This is a genomic window from Streptomyces sp. NPDC001530 (assembly GCF_042894545.1).
Lineage (GTDB): Bacteria > Actinomycetota > Actinomycetes > Streptomycetales > Streptomycetaceae > Streptomyces.
The window spans coordinates 322299-341005 of the sequence record NZ_JBIAVS010000008.1; the positions used below are offsets into that span (position 1 = coordinate 322299).

An 18707-nucleotide genomic window follows, 5' to 3' on the forward strand; every position below is an offset into this window, starting at 1 on the left:
CTCAACGGCCTTCCTCGATCCAGGTGGCGGAGGGACCGTCGAGGACGATGTCCCATGCGTAGCCGAGCGAGAACTCGGGCTGCGAGAGGTCGTGTTGGTAGGTGGCGATCAGCCGGTTGCGGGCCGCCTCGTCCGTCACGGACCGCAGGATCGGGTCGTAGGGGAACAGCGGGTCGCTCGGGAAGTACATCTGCGTCACGAGCCGCTGGGTGAACGCCGTGCCGAAGACCGAGAAGTGGATGTGGGCGGGCCGCCACGCGTTGGTGTGGTTGCCCCACGGATACGGGCCCGGCTTGATGGTGGTGAAGGTGTACCGGCCCTGATTGTCCGTCAGGGTCCGCCCCACACCAGTGAAGTTGGGGTCCAGCGGCGCCGGGTGCTGCTCGCGCAGATGGGCGTAGCGGCCGGCGGCGTTGGCCTGCCAGATCTCGATGAGCTGGCCGCGCACGGGACGGCCGTCGCGGTCGAGCAGCCGGCCCGAGACGGTCATGCGCTCGCCGATCGGCTCGCCCCGGTGCTGGAGCGTCAGGTCGTTGTCGATCTCGGTGATGTCGGTGACGCCGAAGACCGGGCCCGACAGCTCGACCGTCTCCGGGTCGCCGCCGTTCACGGCGACCAGCGGCTGCTTGGGGTGGCGCAGCAGGGAGCTGCGGTACGGGGCGTAGTCGCGCGACGGATGGTGCCGGACCGGCGCGCCGCCGGCGACCGCCTTGTCGTACGTGTCCTGCAGATCCTTGATCTCGATGTCGATGTCCGACTGAGTGAGAGCCATGGTCGACTTCCTATCGTTCGAGGACGAGGGCGAGGCCCTGGCCCACACCGATGCAGAGGGTGGCGACACCAACTCCGGAGCCCTGGCGGGCGAGTTGGTGGGCGACGGTGCCGGCGAGCCGGGCGCCGGACGCGCCGAGGGGGTGGCCGAGGGCGATGGCGCCGCCCTGCGGGTTGAGGATGGCGGGGTCGAACTCGGGCCATTCGGCGACGCAGCCGAGGACCTGGGCGGCGAAGGCCTCGTTCAGCTCCAGCGTGGACAGGTCGTCAAATGCCTTGCCCGCCTTGGCGAGTGCGCGGTTGACGGCCTCGACGGGGGCGAGTCCGAAGTAGTGCGGGTCGATGGCGGAGACGCCGGTGGCGCGGATGCGGGCGAGGGGTTCGCGGCCGGTGGCCTTAAGTCCCTCCTCGTCGACCAGCAGCAGGGCGGCCGCGCCGTCGTTCAGGGGCGAGGCGTTGCCCGCGGTCACCGTGCCGTGCTCCGTGCGGAAGGACGGCTTGAGCTTGGCCATGGCCTCAAGGGACGCCTCGGCGCGTACGCACTCGTCGGCGGCGAACACGACCGGGTCGCCCTTGCGCTGCGGCAGGGAGAGGGGGGCGAGTTCGGCGTCGAACAGGCCCTCGGCCTGGGCCTTGGCCGCCTTGCGGTGGGAGGCGAGGGCGAACTCGTCCTGCTGCTCGCGGGTGATCTTGTGTTTGTCGGCGATGAGTTCGGCGGACTCGCCCAGCGGGATCGTCCACTGGGGGTCCATCTTCGGGTTGACCATGCGCCAGCCCAGGGTGGTGGAGTACAACTCCGTGTGCCCGGCCGGGAACGGCTTGTCCGACTTGGGCAGCACGTACGGCGCCCGCGTCATCGACTCCACGCCACCGGCTACGGCGATGGAGGCGTCCCCGACCGCGATGGCCCGGGCGGCCTGGATGACCGCTTCGAGGCCCGAAGCGCACAGCCGGTTCACGGTGACGCCGGGCACGGAGGTGGGCAGGCCGGCGAGCAGGGCGGCCATGCGGGCGACGTTGCGGTTCTCCTCGCCGGCGCCGTTGGCGTTGCCGAAGTAGACGTCTTCGATCCGGGAGGGGTCCAAGTCGGGGGTGCGGGCGAGGAGTTCACGGAGGGCGTGGGCGGCCAGGTCGTCCGGGCGGACGGCGGCCAGTGAGCCGTTGTACTTGCCGATCGGGGTGCGGACCGCGTCGACGATGTAGACGTCCTTCATCAGATCTCCTCGGGAATGCGGACCTTCGCGGCGGTCTTCGCCACGATCTCCTCGACGGTGACGCCCGGCGCGGTCTCCACCAGCACCAGGCCCTCGGTGGTGACGTCCAGCACGCCGAGGTCGGTGATGATCCGGTTCACACACGCCTTGCCGGTGAGCGGCAGCGCGCACTGTTCGAGGATCTTCGGCGAGCCGTCCTTGGCGGTGTGGGTCATGACGACGATGACCGTGCGGGCGCCGTGCACGAGGTCCATCGCGCCGCCGATCCCGGTGATCAGCTTGCCGGGGATCGCCCAGTTGGCGAGGTCACCCTGCTCGGACACCTGCATCGCGCCGAGCACGGCGACATCGATGTGCCCGCCGCGGATCATCCCGAAGGACAGTGACGAGTCGAAGTACGAGGCGCCGGGCAGCACCGTGACGGTCTCCTTGCCCGCGTTGATCAGGTCCGGGTCGACCTGGTCCTCGGCGGGGTAGGGGCCGGTGCCCAGGATGCCGTTCTCCGACTCCAGGATCACCTCGACCCCCGGATGCAGGTAGTTGGGGATCAGCGTCGGCAGCCCGATGCCCAGGTTCACGTACTGGCCGTCGCGCAGCTCGCGCGCCGCGCGGGCGGCCATCTCTTCCCTGCTCCAGGCCATTACTCGCTCACCGTTCCGTCCGCCACGGGCGCCGAGACCGTCCGCTTCTCGATCAGCTTGTCGGCCGCCTGCTGCGGGGTGAGCGCGACGACGCGCTGCACGAAGATGCCCGGCAGATGCACCGCGTCCGGCTCGATCTCCCCGGGCTCCACCAGCTCCTCCACCTCGGCGATCGTGATCCGGCCGGCCATGGCGGCGAGCGGGTTGAAGTTGCGGGTGGACTTGTTGAAGACCAGGTTGCCGTGCCGGTCGCCCCTGGCGGCCCGTACCAGGGCGAAGTCGGTGCGGATGCCGTGCTCCAGCACGTACTGGGTGCCGTCGAACTCGCGCACCTCCTTCGGCGGGGAGGCCAGCGCGACGCCGCCGGAGCCGTCGTAGCGCCACGGCAGTCCGCCGTCCGCGACCTGCGTGCCGACCCCGGCCGGGGTGTAGAACGCGGGGATCCCGGCGCCGCCCGCGCGTAGCCGCTCGGCGAGCGTGCCCTGCGGGATCATCTCCACCTCCAGCTCACCGGCCAGGTACTGGCGGGCGAACTCCTTGTTCGCGCCGATGTAGGAGCCGGTCACCCGGGCGATCCGCCCGGCCGCGAGCAGGATCGCGAGGCCGGACTCCATGGCCCCACAGTTATTCGACACCACGCTCAGGCCGCTGGCGCCCCGCTCGTACAACGCCTCGATCAGCACGTTCGGCACACCACTCAGGCCGAATCCACCGACCGCGAGTGTCGCGCCGTCCGGCACATCGGCCACCGCCTCCAGGGCTGTGGCGACCACCTTGTCCATCCGTGAAGCCCCATCTCTCCCGAGCGTTCCAGCGCCTCAATTAGTCAGGGCACTGATTATTTCTTCGAGGTTTCCCACACGCTGCCACCCGATCCCTGGCCCGTCAAGGCCCTCAGGGAAGGGGCAGGTGAGAGTCTCGGCATACGACGAGACAGGTCCGACGGTGGCCGGGTATCGTTCAGTGCACCAACGAATATCACCCTCGTATGGCGCGGCGGGGCGCGCGTACCTGGACCCGAGGAGCGCACATGGCCGCGGTGGACCTCTCCACCCACCCCGGGCACCTCGCCCGGCGACTGCAGCAGGCGCACTATCTGCTGTGGAACACGATGGTCTCCGAGGAGATCACCTCGCCGCAGTTCGCGGTCCTGAACGCCCTCGTCGCGGAGCCGGGCCTCGACCAGCGCACGGTGGGGGAGCGGGTCGGGCTCGACCGGTCCACCATCGCCGAGGTCATCAGCCGGCTCGGCCGCCGTGGCCTGCTCGACAAGGTGCGCGACCCGCAGGACGGCCGCCGCTTCCTGCTGCGCCTCACGGACGAGGGAATGCGCACACACCGCAAGCTCACCGTGCGCACGGCCCGGATGAACCAGGTCTTCCTGGCCCCGCTCTCCGCCGAGGAGCAGACCATGTTCTTCGACCTCATCCAGCGGGTGTCGGACGCGGCGGAGGGGCTCCGCAACCCGGCGGAACCCCTGGCGTCCTCGAAGGCTTAGGGCGGCTCAGGGCCTGCCTTCGGGAGACTTAGGGCCTGTCTTCGGCAGGGCCCGTTCGGGTGCGATCCGTCGGGTCGGCCGATCGGGGCCTGGTCGGGTCGGGTTGGGCCCGGGCGCCCGCTTGGGGCACGCGCCCACTTGGGTCACGCGCCCGCTTGGGTCAGCCCGCTTGGGTCACGCGCCCGCTTCGGTCACGCACCCGCTTCGGTCACGCCTTCGCGAAGACCACCCACACCTGCCCCCGCGGGAAGTTCATCGGCGCGCCGTCCGTCGTTGTGAACTCCGTGCCGTCCGTCGCGCTGGGACGCGCCCAGTTCACGTCGAAGGCACGGCCGTCGCGCAGCACCTTGGCCTTTCCCGAGCCCACCGTCTCCGTGTACGGCGTGTTGTTGCCCAGGAAGTCGTGGAACTGGGACGCGCGCACCTTCACGTACTGCACGACGACCGTCGCCGGAGCCACCTTCTTGCCCTCGGTCGTCACGGTGGGCGTCCCGTCCATGTCCACCAGCCAGCGCTGCCGGCTGTCGGACCAGGTGAAGGTGAAGCGGGCCGCCGGGAAGCGCACGGTGCGTGAGGTCTCCGGACTGCCGCCTGCGGGTGCCGGGCCGAAGCGGAACCCGGTGGTGAGGGCGGCGCTGCCCGGCGCGGATCCCACCAGTCGCTGCGGGCGCAGATACAGATTGTGCGGCGGGGGCTTGTCCGTGCCCCGGTAGTAGGCGCCGGACGCCGTTTCCGGCGGCTGTGCGTGCAGCGGGGCCTTGTTGATCAGCGGGAGAAGTTTGTGCTGCGCACCCGAGAACGCGAGCGTCGGCTCGTCGAACTGGCGCAGCAGCTCCAAGTCCGACTCGCGGGCACTGCGCACGGGCCCGATGACCTTCGGGAACCGGGTCGCGTAGACCGCCATCAGCCGGCTCAGGCCGCCCTCGACCTGCTCCGCGTACACCACGTCAGCTGCTTCCAGGCCTGTCTGCGGGCGGGCCGCGCGTACATTGTCGATCTTCACGGCAAGCACCGAACCGCTGCTCGGCGTACTGTCCTGGTCTTGGCTCGGCCCCTGTGTCCGGCCGCGCCCGTCGTCGATCGCGCCGTCGCGGGTGCAGCCCGCCAGCAGGGAGCACGTCATCGTTGCGGCCAGCAGAGCCGCCGTCATCGCGCCGCGCCGCATCCGCGCCATGTGTCGCATGCCCACCGTGCGCCCCCGTTCTGTGCCATCGATTGTGCGCTTATAGGTGTATCGGTGGCTATACCCGTTCGATTCTGATTGTTCGCGCAGTTGAACTGATCAGCCGATCAGTGGGGGGCTCTTCGCGAGGGATCGGCGGCGGTCACATGAGGAATCGGCAGCCGTCAGTCCAGCCAGAGCGGCCAGTCCAGCCAGTCCGGTTGGTCCCGTCAGCCCGGTCAGCAGCCCGGTCAGCCCGGTCAGTCCTGCGGACCGAAGATCTCCGCGAGGTCGTATCCCACCGGCTCCTCCAACTGGCTGTACGTACAGCTCTCGGCGGTGCGGTCGGGGCGCCAGCGGCGGAAGCGGGCCGTGTGGCGGAACCGCACGCCGTTCTCCATGTGGTCGTACGCCACCTCGGCCACCCGCTCGGGCCGCAGCGGCACCCAGGAGAGGTCCTTCTTCGCCGACCACCGGCTGGGCGCGCCCGGCAACCGCGCCGTCTCGTGCGCCGACTCCTCCGCCCAGGCCGCCCACGGGTGTTGCTCGACATCCTCCATGCGCAGCGGCTCCAGCTCCCCCACCAGCTCAGCGCGCCGCTTCATCGGGAACGCCGCGCTCACGCCCACGTGCTGCAGGGTGCCCCCGTCGTCGTACAGGCCAAGCAGTAGGGAACCGACGATCGGACCGCTCTTGTGGAAGCGGTAACCGGCGACGACGACATCCGCTGTCCGTTCGTGCTTGATCTTGAACATGGCGCGCTCGTCCTGCCGATAGGGCAGCGTGAGCGGTTTGGCGATCACCCCGTCGAGGCCCGCGCCCTCGTACTGCTCGAACCACCGCTGCGCCACCTCGCGGTCCGTGGTCGCCGGCGCCACATGGACCGGGGCCGTCACCCCGGACAGCGCCATCACCAGCAGGGCGCGCCGATCGCCCAGCGGGACGTCGAGCAGTGACTCGTCGGCCAGCGCCAGCAGATCGAAGGCCACGAAGGAGGCGGGGGTCTTCTCTGCCAGCATCCGCACCCGCGAGTCCGCCGGGTGGATCCGCTCCGTGAGCGCGTCGAAGTCGAGCCGTCCCTCCCTGGCGATCACGATCTCGCCGTCCATCACACAGCGCTCCGGCAGCCGCTCCCGCAGCGCCTCGACCAGCTCGGGGAAGTACCTGGTCAGCGTCTTCCCGGTGCGGCTGCCGATCTCGACCTCGGCACCGTCGCGGAACACGATCGCGCGGAAGCCGTCCCACTTCGCCTCGTAGTGCATGTCCGGCGGGATCTTCGCCACGGACTTGGCGAGCATCGGCTTCACGGGTGGCATCACCGGCAGATCCATGTTCTGATTCTGCGCGGTCTCGGGGCCTCCCGCCCGGTGTGCGAGGTCTGCGCGCTGCGCCTACCGTGGCTCGCATGGGCGATGCGGTGGAACTCGAGGCAGCCGGGAGGACCGTACGTCTGTCCAGCCCGGGCAAGGTCTTCTTCCCGGAGCGCGGTTTCACGAAGCTGGACCTCGCCCAGTACTACCTTGCCGTCGGCGACGGCATCCTCCGCGCCCTCCGCAACCGCCCCACCACCCTGGAGCGGTACCCGGACGGGGTGACGGGCGAGTCCTTCTTCCAGAAGCGGGCCCCCAAGAACATGCCCGACTGGATTCCGACCGCCCACATCACCTTCCCCAGCGGCCGCAGCGCCGACGAGATGTGCCCCACCGAGCCCGCCGCTGTCCTGTGGGCCGCGCAGTTCGGCACGCTGACCTTTCACCCGTGGCCGGTCCGTCGCGACGACGTCGACCGCCCCGACGAACTCCGCATCGACCTCGACCCGCAGCCCGGCACGGACTACGCCGACGCGGTGCGCGCCGCCCATGAACTGCGCGCCGTCCTCCACGAGTACGGAGATCTGCGCGGCTGGCCCAAGACCTCCGGCGGCCGCGGACTGCACGTCTTCGTACCCATCCAGCCGCGCTGGACGTTCACGCAGGTACGCCGGGCCGCCATCGCCGTCGGGCGCGAACTGGAGCGCCGTATGCCCGACCAGGTCACCACCGCCTGGTGGAAGGAGGAAAGGGGCGAAAAGATCTTCGTGGACTACAACCAGGCAGCCAGAGACCGCACCATCGCCTCCGCCTACTCGGTACGCCCCCGCCCGCACGCCCCCGTCTCCGCGCCCCTGCGGTGGGACGAGGTGGACGACGCCCAGCCCCGGGACTTCGACCTGGCGACCATGCCGGGGCGATTCGCCGAACTCGGCGATGTGCACGCCGACATGGATGACCACGCCTTCTCCCTGGAAGCCCTGCTGGAGCTCGCCAGCCGCGACGAGCACGACCACGGCCTGGGCGATCTGCCGTATCCGCCCGAGTACCCCAAGATGCCGGGCGAGCCGAAGCGCGTGCAGCCGAGCCGCGCCAAGCACGAGGACGGTTAGGGGGCTTCTGATGGATCTCCGCGCCGGTCAGCCCTCGAGCGCGGCCGCGAACGTCCGGCAGTCTCTCACCGGACCTTCACCATCGTCTTCAACGACATGACGATCAGCAACAAGCCCGCCCACTCCGGCCCCGACTTCGAGGCCACGGTGGGCGATCGCGTAGAGATCGTGATGATCACGCACGGCGAGTACTACCACACGTTCCATCTCCACGGTCACGCCTGCGGGGGGACGCCGAGACCGAGCCCTGGCGGTCGGATCCGTACTGGACCTACGACCACGGGCCGGACTACGAGATGAGACCACAGACGGAAGGGGATTGGCTCGCCTGGGTCGAGCACGACAACCATCAGTTGCGCGAACAGGCAAAGTTCCTCTGTGACGCCCTCGATGACGTGTTCGCGCACGGACTCGAGCCCTGGGCCGGTGCCTGGGACACAGCGGTCGTCACCTTCTTCGACAGCGGACGTCAGGCGCCCGTATCCGCGGTGAACGCGCTCGTCCGCCTGTGGCTGACCGCCGACGAGGACAGCAGCCCGGCCGACCTCACCTCGGCCTTCGACGACTGCCTGCAGATCTCGCTCAATGGATTCGCCCCGTACGACCGGGACACCAGACGGCGCTTCCGCCTGGTGTTTCTGCGTCGGCTCGCGGCGGACTGGGAGCGGCTCGACGACGCCTGGGTGGACAGGGCGATGCGCGCGATCCACGAAGGAGGAAAGGAGACCGCGGACGAAGGTCCACTCTTCCTGGAGGCGGCTCGGGACATCCTGCCCGACCGGCTCAAGGCCCTGTGGCCGAACGGGAGTTAGCCCATCGGCGTGGACTGCGGGCCGATGTCCAGGACGTCCCACTCCGTGAAGGGCTCCTCCTGCACGTAGATGCGCGCGCCGCGGCACACGAGACGGCGGCGGCCGGGGGTGGAGCCGTCGCGGCGGACGAGCCGCCCCTGCGTGACAGGGGTGACCCCCGTGTCCGTCAGCTCGCCGATGACGAGGCGGTCGTGATCGTCTTCGTAGCCGCCGAGAAGGGCCACTCGACTGCCGTGGACCGCCAGTCCCTTGGCGCCCCGGACCTGATTCGAGCGGGGTTTCACACCCGAGTCCGGGCGAATCTCCAGCACGGAGAAGTGGGTGTAGGCGCAGGCCCAGGCCGAGCGGCCGCTGACGTTGAGCGCGTAGCAGTCGCTGATCGCGCCACCACCGTCGACCGAGTGGTACGTCCACAGGTGGTCCCCGGTGGGGCTCCAACGCCGCAGCCCGGGCCAGCTGAGCTCGTCGTCGCCGTACACGCCCTCATCGAAGTAGCCCACCCACAGGTCGCCGGCTTCATCGGTCAGCAGGTGCTCGATGCCGTCTCCTACGCGAAACGTCCACGAGAGGCGGCCGAGGGCGTCGAAGACCTGCACATGCTCCTCGTCGGCTCGACTGCGCGCGTCCGCGACGACGAATCCGCCGTCCGGAAGAGCGTCGAACAAGGGGAATGCCGCTTGCAGCGCGCTCAGATGCGTCTCGTACGGGCGGCCGTCCTCGACCGTCACCACCACGGCGTCGTACGGCTTCTCGCGGCGCGGCTCCGGCGGGCGCTCGGTCAGCAGCCAGTGCGCGCGTCCGAAGGCGTCGACCGTGCTGCGCAGGATGTGCAGGTCCCGGTAAGGGCGCGGGAGGCGGGCGAAGGCGGCCGGCCTGGTCGCGGGGCGGTCAGGCGTCATGGGCCTTTCTCATGGTCATACGGCGATCTTCGACGTGCCCGATGTGTCGGCGCAAGCCGTTTTCGGTCATCCGGGAGCGCTCTCACCGTGGCACACCCGCGGCTATCCTGATCCGCAACCGCCCAGGAGGTGCCCAGAGGTGACCGGGACAGCGTCGCGCCCCACGTTGGAGGCCGTGGCCGCGCGGGCCGGGGTCTCCCGGGCCACCGTGTCGCGTGTCGTGAACGGCGGCGACGGGGTGCGGGAGCCGCTCGTCGAACGGGTGAGGCGGGCTGTCGAAGAGCTCGGGTACGTGCCGAACCAGGCCGCGCGCAGCCTTGTCACCCGGCGCCACGACGCGGTCGCCGTCGTGATCGCCGAACCGGAGACCAGGGTCTTCGCGGACCCCTTCTTCGCTCTCCAACTCCGCGGCATCAGCAAGGAGTTGACGGCACATGACTCGCAACTCGTGCTGCTGCTCACGGAGGGCCGGGACGATCACGTACGCGTCGGACGTTATCTCGCCGGAGGCCATGTCGACGGCGCGCTCGTCTTCTCGCTGCACCTGGACGACCCGCTGCCTGGACTGATCCACGGCGCGGGCGTGCCGACCGTGTTCGGCGGGCGGCCCGGCTGGGGCGACGGCGTCCGCGACGCCGTGCCCACGGTGTACGTCGACTCCGACAACCGGGGCGGCGCCCGCGAGGCCGTACGGCACCTCATCGGATGTGGGCGTACACGCATCGCCCACATCACTGGTGCCCTCGACCAGACGTCCGCGGTCGACCGGCTCGACGGGTTCCGGGACGTCATGGTGGACGTCGATCCGGCGCTCATCGCCGAGGGCGACTTCACGCCCGCGGGCGGCGAGCGTGCCATGCGGGAGCTGCTGGAGCGCCGCCCCGATGTCGACGCGGTGTTCGCCGCGAACGATCTGTCGGCCTCGGGAGCCCTGCGCGTCCTGCGCGAGCGGGGGCGGCGGGTGCCCGACGACGTCGCCGTGATCGGCTTCGACGACATGCTGCCGGTCGCGGAGCAGACGGATCCGTCCCTGACGACGGTTCGTCAGGACATCGAGGAGATGGGCCGGTTGATGGCCCGGCTCCTGCTGCGTCGCCTCGACCGCGGGGCCGGCGCGGACCACCTGGCAGGCGCACCCTCCAGCGTCGTCCTGCCGACGACGCTCGTACGACGGGCCTCCGCGTAGGCGCTCTGTGTCACGCTCGGTGCGGGCCCAAGTTACCCAGGACTTCTCCGAGTTGGTCCGGAGTGAGCGAGGGCTCGGGCAGCGGCGCGGCGGCCGGGGAGATCCGCAGTCCGTCCAGGAGGAGCGCGAGCGAGCGGCGCCAGGCCTGCGGGGCCGTGGCCGTGAGCGCCGGGACGGCGCGGCCGAGCGCGGCGAGCGCGAAGAGGAGGTCCTCGGTGGTGAGATCGCCACGCACCGTGCCCTGTTCGCGGCCACGGCGCAGGAGCATGTCCACCGTGTCCCGGTTGTGGGCGTGCACGGCCTCGAGCGTGGCGACGCCCTCCAGGCGTGTGGTCATCAGGTCGATCGCGCCGCGGTCGGCGGCCAGCCCCGTGAACACCGCGTCCATGTAGTCCAGGAGGCCCGTCCAGGCGTCCTTCGCGGTCCGGGCCCGCTCCCCGGCCGCCATGGTCGCCGTGAGGGTGTCCCGGAAGACCTCGTCGACGAGCGCGGCGCGGCTCGGGAAATGCCGGTACAGCGTGGCGTTCCCCACGCCGGCCCGGCGGGCGATCACATCGAGCGGCGCGTCGAGCCCTTGTACGGCGAACACCTCGCGGGCCGCCTCGACCAGCAGCTCGCGGTTGCGCCGGGCGTCGCGCCGCCGCCGTACCGGATCCGGCCCGTTCGCGCCGACCGCCATGACCCCACCCTTCGGTAGTACCGGGGACCACTCCCCGGTACCGATGCTATCGTCGGAACGGGAACTGGGGAGTGCTCCCCACTTGAGTGGGAGGGGTGGACCTGATGGCGAACACGGCGCTGGTGCTGGGCGGTGGCGGGGCGGTCGGCGGCGCGTGGATGGTCGGGGTGCTCGCGGGACTCGCCGAGGCCGGTGTCGAGGTGTCCGGGGCCGATGTCGTCATCGGCACCTCCGCGGGCGCGATCTTCGGCTCCCGGCTCGCCTCCGGCGTCACCGCCGCCGAGTTGTACGAGCGCCAGCTCGCCGGGGCGGATGGCATCGACCTGACCGTCACCCTGGGCCAGACGGCTCGCTTCCTGTGGGCGGCACTGGGCTCCCGGAACCCGAGGCGTTCCGTCGCACGCCTCGGCCGGGCCGCGCTCGCGGCCCGTACCGTCCCCGAGTCGGAGGTCTTCGACGCGGTGGGCACCCTGTTGGGCGACGTACGGCAGTGGCCCGAGCGGGAGTTGCGGATCACCGCGGTCGACGCGCGGACCGGAAACCTCGAGGCGTTCGACGCGTCTTCGGGTGTGACCCTCCTCGAAGCGGTGGCGGCGAGCTGCGCGGTGCCCGTGGTCTGGCCGCCCGTCAGCGCCGGGGGCCGCCGCTGGATGGACGGCGGCAGTCGCTCGACCAGCAACCTTCACCTCGCCCGCGGCCACGGTCGCATCGTCGCGATCGCGCCGATTCCCAAGGCGGTCGGCCCGCACCCGAGTGCCCTGCGGCAGGCCGCCGATCTGGCGGCGGCAGGGGCGCGCGTCAGCCTCCTGGCCCCGGATGCCGCCGCCCGGTGCGTGATGGGCCGCAACATGATGGACGACTCCCGCCGCTCGGCCGCCGCCCGTGCCGGCCACGCCCAGGCCGTCGCCCTCGCGGACTCGGTGGCCGAGGTGTGGCACGGCTGACGCCGTCACGAGCCCGCGGGGCCTACGAGCCGGAGCCGACGGAGCGCCGGATCCCGTGAACCCGACGGTCACCGTGCGCCGTCGGGGTTGCGGTCGCGCGCCCGCGCCGCACACGTCGTCACGCGCCGCGCCGCACACGTCACACGCGCCCGCGCCGCTGCGCGGCTTCACTCACGGGGCGGCGGCGCACACGTCATCGCGCACGAAGGAGACCCCGGCGCCGTACAACTGGGGGAGCGTCAGCCTCGCGGTCGCCGAACCGGCCGAGCCGAGGCGGGACCGCACAGTCGACGCGATAGGCCGGGACAGGCGATAGGCCGGGACAGGTGGGGCCCGCCGGACCAGCGGCCCCACCGATCCGGGTCTCAGCTCTGCTGCGGCGCGCTCTTGATCACCGCGAAGCGGGCTCCGTACGGGTCGGCGAGCTTCGCCATGCGGCCCACGCCCTCCACGTCCGTCGCGGGCATGCGGACCGTGCCGCCCAGCTCCTGGGCCTTGCTGACCACGGCGTCCGCGTCGGTGACCTCGAAGTACGGCAGCCAGTACGCACCGGACTCGGCCTCGATCGGGTCGTCGGCCAGCGGGACGACGCCGCCGAACATGGCCTCCTCCTCGGTCCCCGCGGGGTTGATGCAGGTGTAGGTGCCGCCCGGGAACGGCACCGCCGAGGTCTCCCAGCCGAAGACCGAGTTGTAGAACGCGGCGGCCGCGGCGATGTCCGCGGTGTAGAGCTCGACCCAGCACAGCGAGCCCGGGTCCCCGGCCACGTCCAGGCCCTTGGTGCGGGCCGGCTGCCAGATGCCGAAAGGCACGCCCGCCTCGTCGGCCAGGATCGCCATGTGGCCCTCGCCCATCACGTCCATGGGCTGCATCAGCACGGCGCCCTTGGCCTGCTCGGCCGCCTTGGCCGTGGCCTCCGCGTCAGGGCTCTGGAAGTACACGGTCCAGGAGGGAGGGCCCTGCTCCGGAGTGGTCTGCATACCGCCGGCCACGGTCTTCCCGTCGAGCTGGAAGAAGCCGTAGCCGCCGGCGTCGGGGCCTGCCGACTGGAACTGCCAGCCGAAGAGGCCTCCGTAGAAGGAGATGGCGCCGTCGATGTCGGATGTGCCGACATCCAGCCAGTTCGGGGATCCGGTGACAAAACGGGTGGTGAGCATCATGGCCCTCCTTTGAGGGGTCCCGTTGCCTGCACTGACGAGTCTTCCACCGCCCACTGACAATCGCTGCCGGAGCGCGCGGGCGGGCTCAGGCGACAGCCGTGGTTACCCTGGGTGACCAGGGGAGTTTTCCTTGTTGTCACGCGCCCCGCGCGCCGCCGTGCCTTTGGCCGTGCGACGGGGCCATCATCAGACGCCGCCGGAGGCCTCGGAGCGTGCCGTTGATCCCGCGTTGATCGAACGTTTTTCGCCGCGCGGCACGATCATGCCCATGCACTTGGAAACGATCACTGCGTCCGACATGGCCTGGCAGGAGCAGGCGCTGTGCGCGCAGACGGGGGCCGACTTCTTCTTTCCCGAGCCGGGCAGCTCGGTGCGCGAGGCGAAGCGCATCTGCGGTATGTGCGAGATGCGCTCCGCGTGCCTGGAGTACGCGCTGAACAACGACGAACGCTTCGGGGTCTGGGGCGGCCTCTCCGAAAAGGAGCGCCTCGGCCTCCGGCGCACGGAACAGCACTGACCTGGTACCCCTCAGCCGTACGACACCGTGAACTGCCATGTCCCGGCCGGAACTTGTACGTCGTTCCCCGTCACTGCCAGCTGCCGTCCGTCCGCGGAGGCCGACCGCACCGCGCCGAACCGGCACGGATAGACGAACCGCACCCGCTCCGGCGCCTGCGTGATGTCCACCGTCACCGTCCGCCCGACCGGATCGTGCGTGAGCCGGTAACCGAACGGCTCCCCGAACAGAGTGGGTGCGGCGTCCACACCGACTCGCTCGCCGGCCGGCACCCAGTGCGGACGTACACCCGGCGCGATGTACACATGCGGATCACGGTCCTCGTCGGCCTCGAAGAAGAGGATGTCGCGGATCAGCAGGAGGTACTCGGCGGCCGCCCAGCCGTGCGGCATGTCGCCCATGTACCAGTGCCGGTAGGGGACTTCGGCGAAGTCCGAGGCGACCGGGAAGGCGTGCTGCTCGTTCCACGCGCCGAGCGCGGCGGGCCGCCCCGCCGCCATCGGGAAGCCCGCGCTCACCACCCAGCCGAGCAGTGCGTCCATCCGCGCCGGGTCGCCCGCGAGGAGATACGCGTGCGCCAACTGCAGGGTGAGATAGGGCCCGTACGCGTTCCAGGCCGACTCGTGCCGGTAGCCGCCGGTCACGAAGTGCGCGTACATCGTGTCGAGCGTGCAGCGTGCCGCGCGGTCCACGTCCTCGCCGAGCTTGCTGCCCATGTGCAGCCGCAGCGGATGGAAGTACGCCGCCGTCCCGATCAGCGTCGAGTCGAGCCGGCCGACGTCGTCCGGTCCGGTCGGAATGTACGTCTCCCACGCGCCACGCGTACGCTGCTCGGCCAGCACCCAGCGGATCGCGTCGCCGGTGGCCTTCTTCAAGTCGTCGAAGGCGCCCCAGAGTTCGGCGACCTCGGGCGCGCCGATCCGCTCGGCGAGCCGGGCCGCCTCGTAGAGCCCGGCCAGCGCCCAGAAGTCGTCCCAGAAGTGCCGCTTGTCGCGTTCGCCGAGGTGTTCGGCGCTCCAGCCCTGGTGCAACAGGCCGTATCCGTCCCGGTTGTCGCGGATCCAGCGAGCGGCATCGCGCACAAACGGCACGTACAGCTTCGCCCCGAAGGCCGCGGTCGGGCCGCGCGTACGGTCGAAGCGGCCGATCGCCCACAGTGCCTGGCCGTTGCTGTCCCACTCGTGGTCGTCCTTCTCGTGCGGGCCGCCGTAGAAGCCGTACTCGGCGCAGGGCCCGACGCGCCCGCCGCCCAGGTTGAACTTCAGCGGATATTGCGTGCCCAACTGGGTGTCCGCCAGGGCCGTGTCGCCGACGAGAGAGCACGCCGTCGCCTCCACCGACGAGTCGCGGATCCAGAAGGAGTCGTACACCGTCGGGCCCGGATGGATCTCGCCCCGGTCGGAGAGGATCAGCAGCTGTGATCGCGCCTGTCGGAAGAGGTCCGTGAGATGTCCTACGGTGCGCGGGAGTTGGGGTTGCAGTCCCTGGCCGAGGAGCTTCGCCGTCCAGAAGTCCCGGTTGGCCGACTCCAGTTCGGTCACCGGGGTCGCCCGCAGCTCCGCCAGATCGGCCGACCCGCTGTACAGGTCCACGGGCAGCCGTACGTCGATCTCGAAGACCTCGTCCTCCCACACCCGGAACGGCCAGGCGAACACCGCGCTGCACAGCCCGGCCACCTGGTCCTGTGCCTCCATCGCGCCATTCAGCTTCCCGCTCATGACGAGGTCGTGGAACGGACTGTGCGTGACATAGGCGTCCGGGTCGAACGACGAGTCCGGATTGCCGTACACCCCGTACTGGTCGGGCGCGGTGTCGAAGACCGGCCCCCAGCCCGAGTTGGTCTCCACGCGCTGCTCGTCCGGCAGATGGCGCAGATACGTCAGTCGGCGGTCGGTGATCTCCCGGCCGTTGCGGTCGTGCCGCTGGAAGCCGCTCGGCCCGGCCGGCATCAGTGCCGCGCAGAGCAGCCCCTCGCGCGGGTGTCCGGTCGGACTGCCCACCGTCACCCGGGTGACGACGAGGTCGCGCTGACGCGAGCCCACGGTCGTGGCGAAGGTGCGCTGCACGAACTCCACGTCCTCCGGCGTACGGAACGTCGTCAGCACGACCGGCAGATGCGGTGCCTCCATACGCTGCTCGACGCTTCCCGAGTCGGGCAGTTGCGGCAGCCGCAGTGCGCCCGTCGCCGGGTCGTACAGGAAGAAGGAGAGGCAGTACTTGTCGTAGACCGGCTCGATCTCGCCCGCCTGCCCGATCAGGGACTCCTGGCGATGGTCCTTGACGCCGACCATGTTCCAGTAGCGGTACAGGGCATTGGAGGCGAAGGCCGCCTCCTTCGAGTCGTACGTCCCGGCGTCGAAGTCGTCGCTCCACCGCCGGAAGGCCTGCTGAGCCCACCAGGGCACGGGATACGGGACCTGCGCCCGCTCCGCCCAGCTGCGCCACATGACCTCGTAGAACATCCACTCATGGGTCTGGGCCATGATGCTCACCCCCTGGGGGCACCGTTGCACCGCGGGGGCGGGCCGTAAATCGGTACGACGGCCCCACGGAGAACGGATGCGCGGCGGGGCCCTGTCCGAGGCCACATGTGGACAGATCGATTCCGCGGCACCTACATTGCTCCTCCTCAAGCCGACCAGATTCGGCCACTGTCGAGGGGGAGTACTGGTGGGCAAGGGTTCAGGCGCCGTCGTGTGCGCCGCGCTGGGAGCGAACATCGTCTTCGCCGCGGCACATCTGGTGGCGCAGCTGCGCATGCACGCCGTGCTGGGGCGCATGGCGCACGGCGAGCCCGTCCTGCGTGCCGAGATGTGGGTGGGCAACCTCTCGGGCATCCAGGGTGCGTCCTTCGCGGGGGCGGCGTTTCTCTGCGTGGGGTGGTTCGTCGAGGTGCGGGACCACGTCGCTCTCGACATGCGCGCGTCGGGCCGTCCCCGAGACACCGCCGGCCGTCGCTCCCGGCTCTGGGCCGTCGCGTGGTGCGTCGCCTTCGTGGCGTGGATCGTCGTCGGCCGCTGGGCCCAGAACCTCCACCGGCGGGCCGAGCAGACGGAAGCGGTGAGGGACGCGCTGCGCGCGGGCATGCTCACCGACGCCCTCGGCGTACTGGCCGCGGTCGCCGCCATCGCCTTCGTACGGCACGTGAGCCGGGCGCAGTTCGCGCGGGGGCGCGCGGACTCTCCCGCCGGTCCCGTCGTACCCGTCTGACGTCGGGCATCCCCGGGCCGGGTCGTAAATCGATGCGGACGCCTGGCGGGTGTGCCGTCAAGATCCGGGGGCGCATCCGGGCGTAGCGCAGTCCTTCGCGCGCGACGGGCGGCTGCGCAGGCGCAAGGTACGCGGCGCCGACCTGTCCGCCGCCGACGCGGCCACGATGGCGGCGACCGCGACCGGGGCGCTCGACCGGCGGGAGGACGCGCCGCTGGCCCACCCCGGTGCGACCGGCGCAGGTGGTGTCTTGGTCAGGCCCCGCACCTGCTATGTCTGCAAAACGCCCTATCGACAGGTCCACTCCTTCTACCCACCGGCTGTGCCCGGACTGCGCCGCCGACAACATCGCGCGGCGCGCGCTCAGCACCGACCTGAGCGGCCGCCGCGCGCTGCTCACCGGGGGCCGGGTCAAGATCGGCTTCCAGCTGGCCTGATGATGCTGCGCGACGGCGTCGAACTCCTGGTCACCAGCCGTTTTCCGCATGACACCGTGCGCCGCTTCCGTGCCGAACGGGGGAGCGAGAAGTGGCTGGACCGGCTCAGGGTACTGACCGTCGACCTGCGGGATCCACGGCAGGTCCTCGGGCTGTGCGAGCAGTTGCGGCAGGAGGGCGAGCCGCTCGACATCCTGGTGAACAACGCCGCGCAGACGGTGCGCCGGCCCCCGGAGTCGTACGCGTTGCTGGCCGCGGGAGTACGCCGAACTGCCTGAGGGCGCGCGGCAGGCGCCGGGGTTCACGCCGATGCGGGCGTTGGAGGGAGGTCCGTCGGCGCTGCCCGTGGTGCTGCGCGAGGCCGACGAGGCCGGGCTGCTGCCCGACCCCTCCCCGGACAACTCCTGGTCGGCGCGGCTCGGTGCACTCGACCCGGCCGAGGTCCTGGAGACGCAGCTGGTCAACGCGCTCGCGCCGGCGCTGCTCTGCGACCGGCTGCTGCCGCTCCTGCTCGCCTCGCCGAACCCCCGCCGCTATGTCGTCAATGTGACGGCCGTCGAGGGCAGCTTCGCCGTGCGCAACAAGACGGCCGGCCATCCGCACACCAACATGGGGAAGGCCGCCCTCAACATGCTCACGCGCACCAGCGCCGCCGAACTGGCGGAGCAGGGCGTGCACATGTGCGCCGTCGACACCGGCTGGATCAGTGACGAACCCCGCTCCGAAGAAGGAGCGGATGGCGGGCGCCGGGTTCCGTACGCCGCTCGACATCGTGGACGGGGCGGCCCGCGTGTACGACCCGATCGTGCGCGGCGAGGCCGGTGTACCCCTGTCCGGGGTGTTCCTCAAGGACTACCAGGAGGCGCAGTGGTGAGCGAGTCCGAGTCCGGGTCCGCGGCGCGGTTCGTGGGCGTGCCACTCGTCCTGCCTCGTCCGGTGGCCGAACTGGCGCCGCTGCTCGATTGGTTGCGCGGTGGCCGTCCGGCGGGGGAGCGGCTGGACTTCACGGCGGGTACGGCGCTGCCCGACGGCCGGCTTGACCTGTGCAAGCAGGGGATCGGGGCGGAGGGTGCCGCGCTGGTCGCCGCGGCGTTGTCGGCACGGTCCGAAGGGCCCTCTCCCGTACCGTGACGGCCTCGGCCTCTGCCCAACGGG

General features: G+C 70.8%; 18 protein-coding genes and 2 pseudogenes. 10 read left to right on the forward strand and 10 right to left on the reverse strand.

Annotated features, from left to right (window positions below):
• Nucleotide 1 precedes the first annotated feature (1 nt).
• Genes pcaH through ACFY0T_RS18685 form a run of 4 tightly spaced genes read right to left on the reverse strand, consistent with a single transcriptional unit; the run spans nt 2 to nt 3408 of the window.
• Nucleotides 2-772, reverse strand: coding sequence for a protocatechuate 3,4-dioxygenase subunit beta (gene pcaH, locus ACFY0T_RS18670; RefSeq protein WP_388871204.1), 771 nt, complete (start codon nt 770-772; stop codon nt 2-4).
• Nucleotides 773-782: 10 nt separating this feature from the next.
• On the reverse strand, nt 783-1985 hold the full coding sequence (locus tag ACFY0T_RS18675) for a thiolase family protein (protein WP_388871207.1): 1203 nt from the start codon (nt 1983-1985) through the stop codon (nt 783-785).
• Complete coding sequence (locus ACFY0T_RS18680; protein WP_388871210.1) at nt 1985-2626, reverse strand: CoA transferase subunit B; 642 nt, start codon at nt 2624-2626, stop codon at nt 1985-1987. The genes ACFY0T_RS18675 and ACFY0T_RS18680 overlap by 1 nt, the downstream gene beginning before the upstream one ends.
• Nucleotides 2626-3408, reverse strand: coding sequence for a CoA transferase subunit A (locus tag ACFY0T_RS18685; RefSeq protein WP_388871212.1), 783 nt, complete (start codon nt 3406-3408; stop codon nt 2626-2628). The genes ACFY0T_RS18680 and ACFY0T_RS18685 overlap by 1 nt, the downstream gene beginning before the upstream one ends.
• A 248-nt stretch (nt 3409-3656) precedes the next feature.
• On the opposite strand from ACFY0T_RS18685, the gene ACFY0T_RS18690 reads away from it, so the two are divergent.
• Nucleotides 3657-4124, forward strand: a complete 468-nt coding sequence (locus ACFY0T_RS18690) for a MarR family winged helix-turn-helix transcriptional regulator (RefSeq protein ID WP_388871215.1) — start codon at nt 3657-3659, stop codon at nt 4122-4124.
• A 208-nt stretch (nt 4125-4332) separates the two neighbouring features.
• Here ACFY0T_RS18690 and ACFY0T_RS18695 read toward each other — a convergent pair whose 3' ends face one another.
• Together ACFY0T_RS18695 and ACFY0T_RS18700 are read right to left on the reverse strand one after the other, a co-directional pair.
• Nucleotides 4333-5307 carry a DUF3048 domain-containing protein gene (locus ACFY0T_RS18695; RefSeq protein WP_388871218.1) on the reverse strand — a complete coding sequence of 325 codons (975 nt, stop codon included), beginning with the start codon at nt 5305-5307 and terminating at the stop codon, nt 4333-4335.
• A 239-nt stretch (nt 5308-5546) separates the two neighbouring features.
• Nucleotides 5547-6617, reverse strand: coding sequence for an ATP-dependent DNA ligase (locus ACFY0T_RS18700; RefSeq protein WP_388871221.1), 1071 nt, complete (start codon nt 6615-6617; stop codon nt 5547-5549).
• Nucleotides 6618-6691: 74 nt separating this feature from the next.
• Here ACFY0T_RS18700 and ligD point away from each other — a divergent pair, with 74 nt between their 5' ends.
• From ligD to ACFY0T_RS18715, 3 genes and pseudogenes are all read left to right on the forward strand, one after another.
• Nucleotides 6692-7708 carry a non-homologous end-joining DNA ligase gene (gene ligD / locus ACFY0T_RS18705; protein ID WP_388871225.1) on the forward strand — a complete coding sequence of 339 codons (1017 nt, stop codon included), beginning with the start codon at nt 6692-6694 and terminating at the stop codon, nt 7706-7708.
• Between the two features lie 72 nt (nt 7709-7780).
• Nucleotides 7781-7927, forward strand: a pseudogene (locus tag ACFY0T_RS18710) (multicopper oxidase domain-containing protein); the annotation flags it as partial.
• A gap of 77 nt (nt 7928-8004) precedes the next feature.
• On the forward strand, nt 8005-8520 hold the full coding sequence (locus ACFY0T_RS18715; protein WP_388871228.1) for a hypothetical protein: 516 nt from the start codon (nt 8005-8007) through the stop codon (nt 8518-8520).
• Here the strand turns inward: ACFY0T_RS18715 and ACFY0T_RS18720 are convergent.
• The gene (locus tag ACFY0T_RS18720; RefSeq protein WP_388871231.1) at nt 8517-9419 is read right to left on the reverse strand and encodes a hypothetical protein; all 903 of its coding nucleotides are present in this window, start codon (nt 9417-9419) and stop codon (nt 8517-8519) included. The two genes, ACFY0T_RS18715 and ACFY0T_RS18720, sit on opposite strands and share 4 nt — an antisense overlap.
• A gap of 139 nt (nt 9420-9558) precedes the next feature.
• On the opposite strand from ACFY0T_RS18720, the gene ACFY0T_RS18725 reads away from it, so the two are divergent.
• A complete protein-coding gene (locus ACFY0T_RS18725; protein WP_388871234.1) occupies nt 9559-10605 on the forward strand; it encodes a LacI family DNA-binding transcriptional regulator in 1047 nt (348 codons plus the stop codon).
• A gap of 10 nt (nt 10606-10615) precedes the next feature.
• Here the strand turns inward: ACFY0T_RS18725 and ACFY0T_RS18730 are convergent, their stop codons facing one another.
• Nucleotides 10616-11284: a TetR/AcrR family transcriptional regulator gene (locus tag ACFY0T_RS18730; protein WP_388871237.1), complete on the reverse strand. Its 669-nt coding sequence runs from the start codon at nt 11282-11284 to the stop codon at nt 10616-10618.
• Nucleotides 11285-11388: 104 nt separating this feature from the next.
• Between ACFY0T_RS18730 and ACFY0T_RS18735 the strand changes: the two genes are divergently transcribed.
• Nucleotides 11389-12228 carry a patatin-like phospholipase family protein gene (locus ACFY0T_RS18735; protein ID WP_388871239.1) on the forward strand — a complete coding sequence of 280 codons (840 nt, stop codon included), beginning with the start codon at nt 11389-11391 and terminating at the stop codon, nt 12226-12228.
• 365 nt (nt 12229-12593) lie between these two features.
• Here the strand turns inward: ACFY0T_RS18735 and ACFY0T_RS18740 are convergent, their stop codons facing one another.
• A complete protein-coding gene (locus tag ACFY0T_RS18740; RefSeq protein WP_388871540.1) occupies nt 12594-13385 on the reverse strand; it encodes a VOC family protein in 792 nt (263 codons plus the stop codon).
• A gap of 271 nt (nt 13386-13656) precedes the next feature.
• Here ACFY0T_RS18740 and ACFY0T_RS18745 point away from each other — a divergent pair, with 271 nt between their 5' ends.
• On the forward strand, nt 13657-13905 hold the full coding sequence (locus ACFY0T_RS18745) for a WhiB family transcriptional regulator (RefSeq protein WP_388871543.1): 249 nt from the start codon (nt 13657-13659) through the stop codon (nt 13903-13905).
• Between the two features lie 11 nt (nt 13906-13916).
• On the opposite strand, the gene ACFY0T_RS18750 is transcribed toward ACFY0T_RS18745, so the two are convergent.
• Nucleotides 13917-16388 carry a hypothetical protein gene (locus ACFY0T_RS18750; RefSeq protein WP_388871242.1) on the reverse strand — a complete coding sequence of 824 codons (2472 nt, stop codon included), beginning with the start codon at nt 16386-16388 and terminating at the stop codon, nt 13917-13919.
• A gap of 187 nt (nt 16389-16575) precedes the next feature.
• On the opposite strand from ACFY0T_RS18750, the gene ACFY0T_RS18755 reads away from it, so the two are divergent.
• The 3 genes and pseudogenes from ACFY0T_RS18755 (at nt 16576) to ACFY0T_RS18765 (ending at nt 18683) form a co-directional block, all read left to right on the forward strand.
• A complete protein-coding gene (locus tag ACFY0T_RS18755; protein ID WP_388871245.1) occupies nt 16576-17115 on the forward strand; it encodes a hypothetical protein in 540 nt (179 codons plus the stop codon).
• Nucleotides 17116-17197: 82 nt separating this feature from the next.
• Nucleotides 17198-18426: pseudogene (locus tag ACFY0T_RS18760) on the forward strand (SDR family NAD(P)-dependent oxidoreductase); the annotation flags it as partial.
• Complete coding sequence (locus ACFY0T_RS18765; protein ID WP_388871248.1) at nt 18423-18683, forward strand: hypothetical protein; 261 nt, start codon at nt 18423-18425, stop codon at nt 18681-18683. The pseudogene ACFY0T_RS18760 and the gene ACFY0T_RS18765, both read left to right, overlap by 4 nt.
• Nucleotides 18684-18707: the final 24 nt, after the last annotated feature.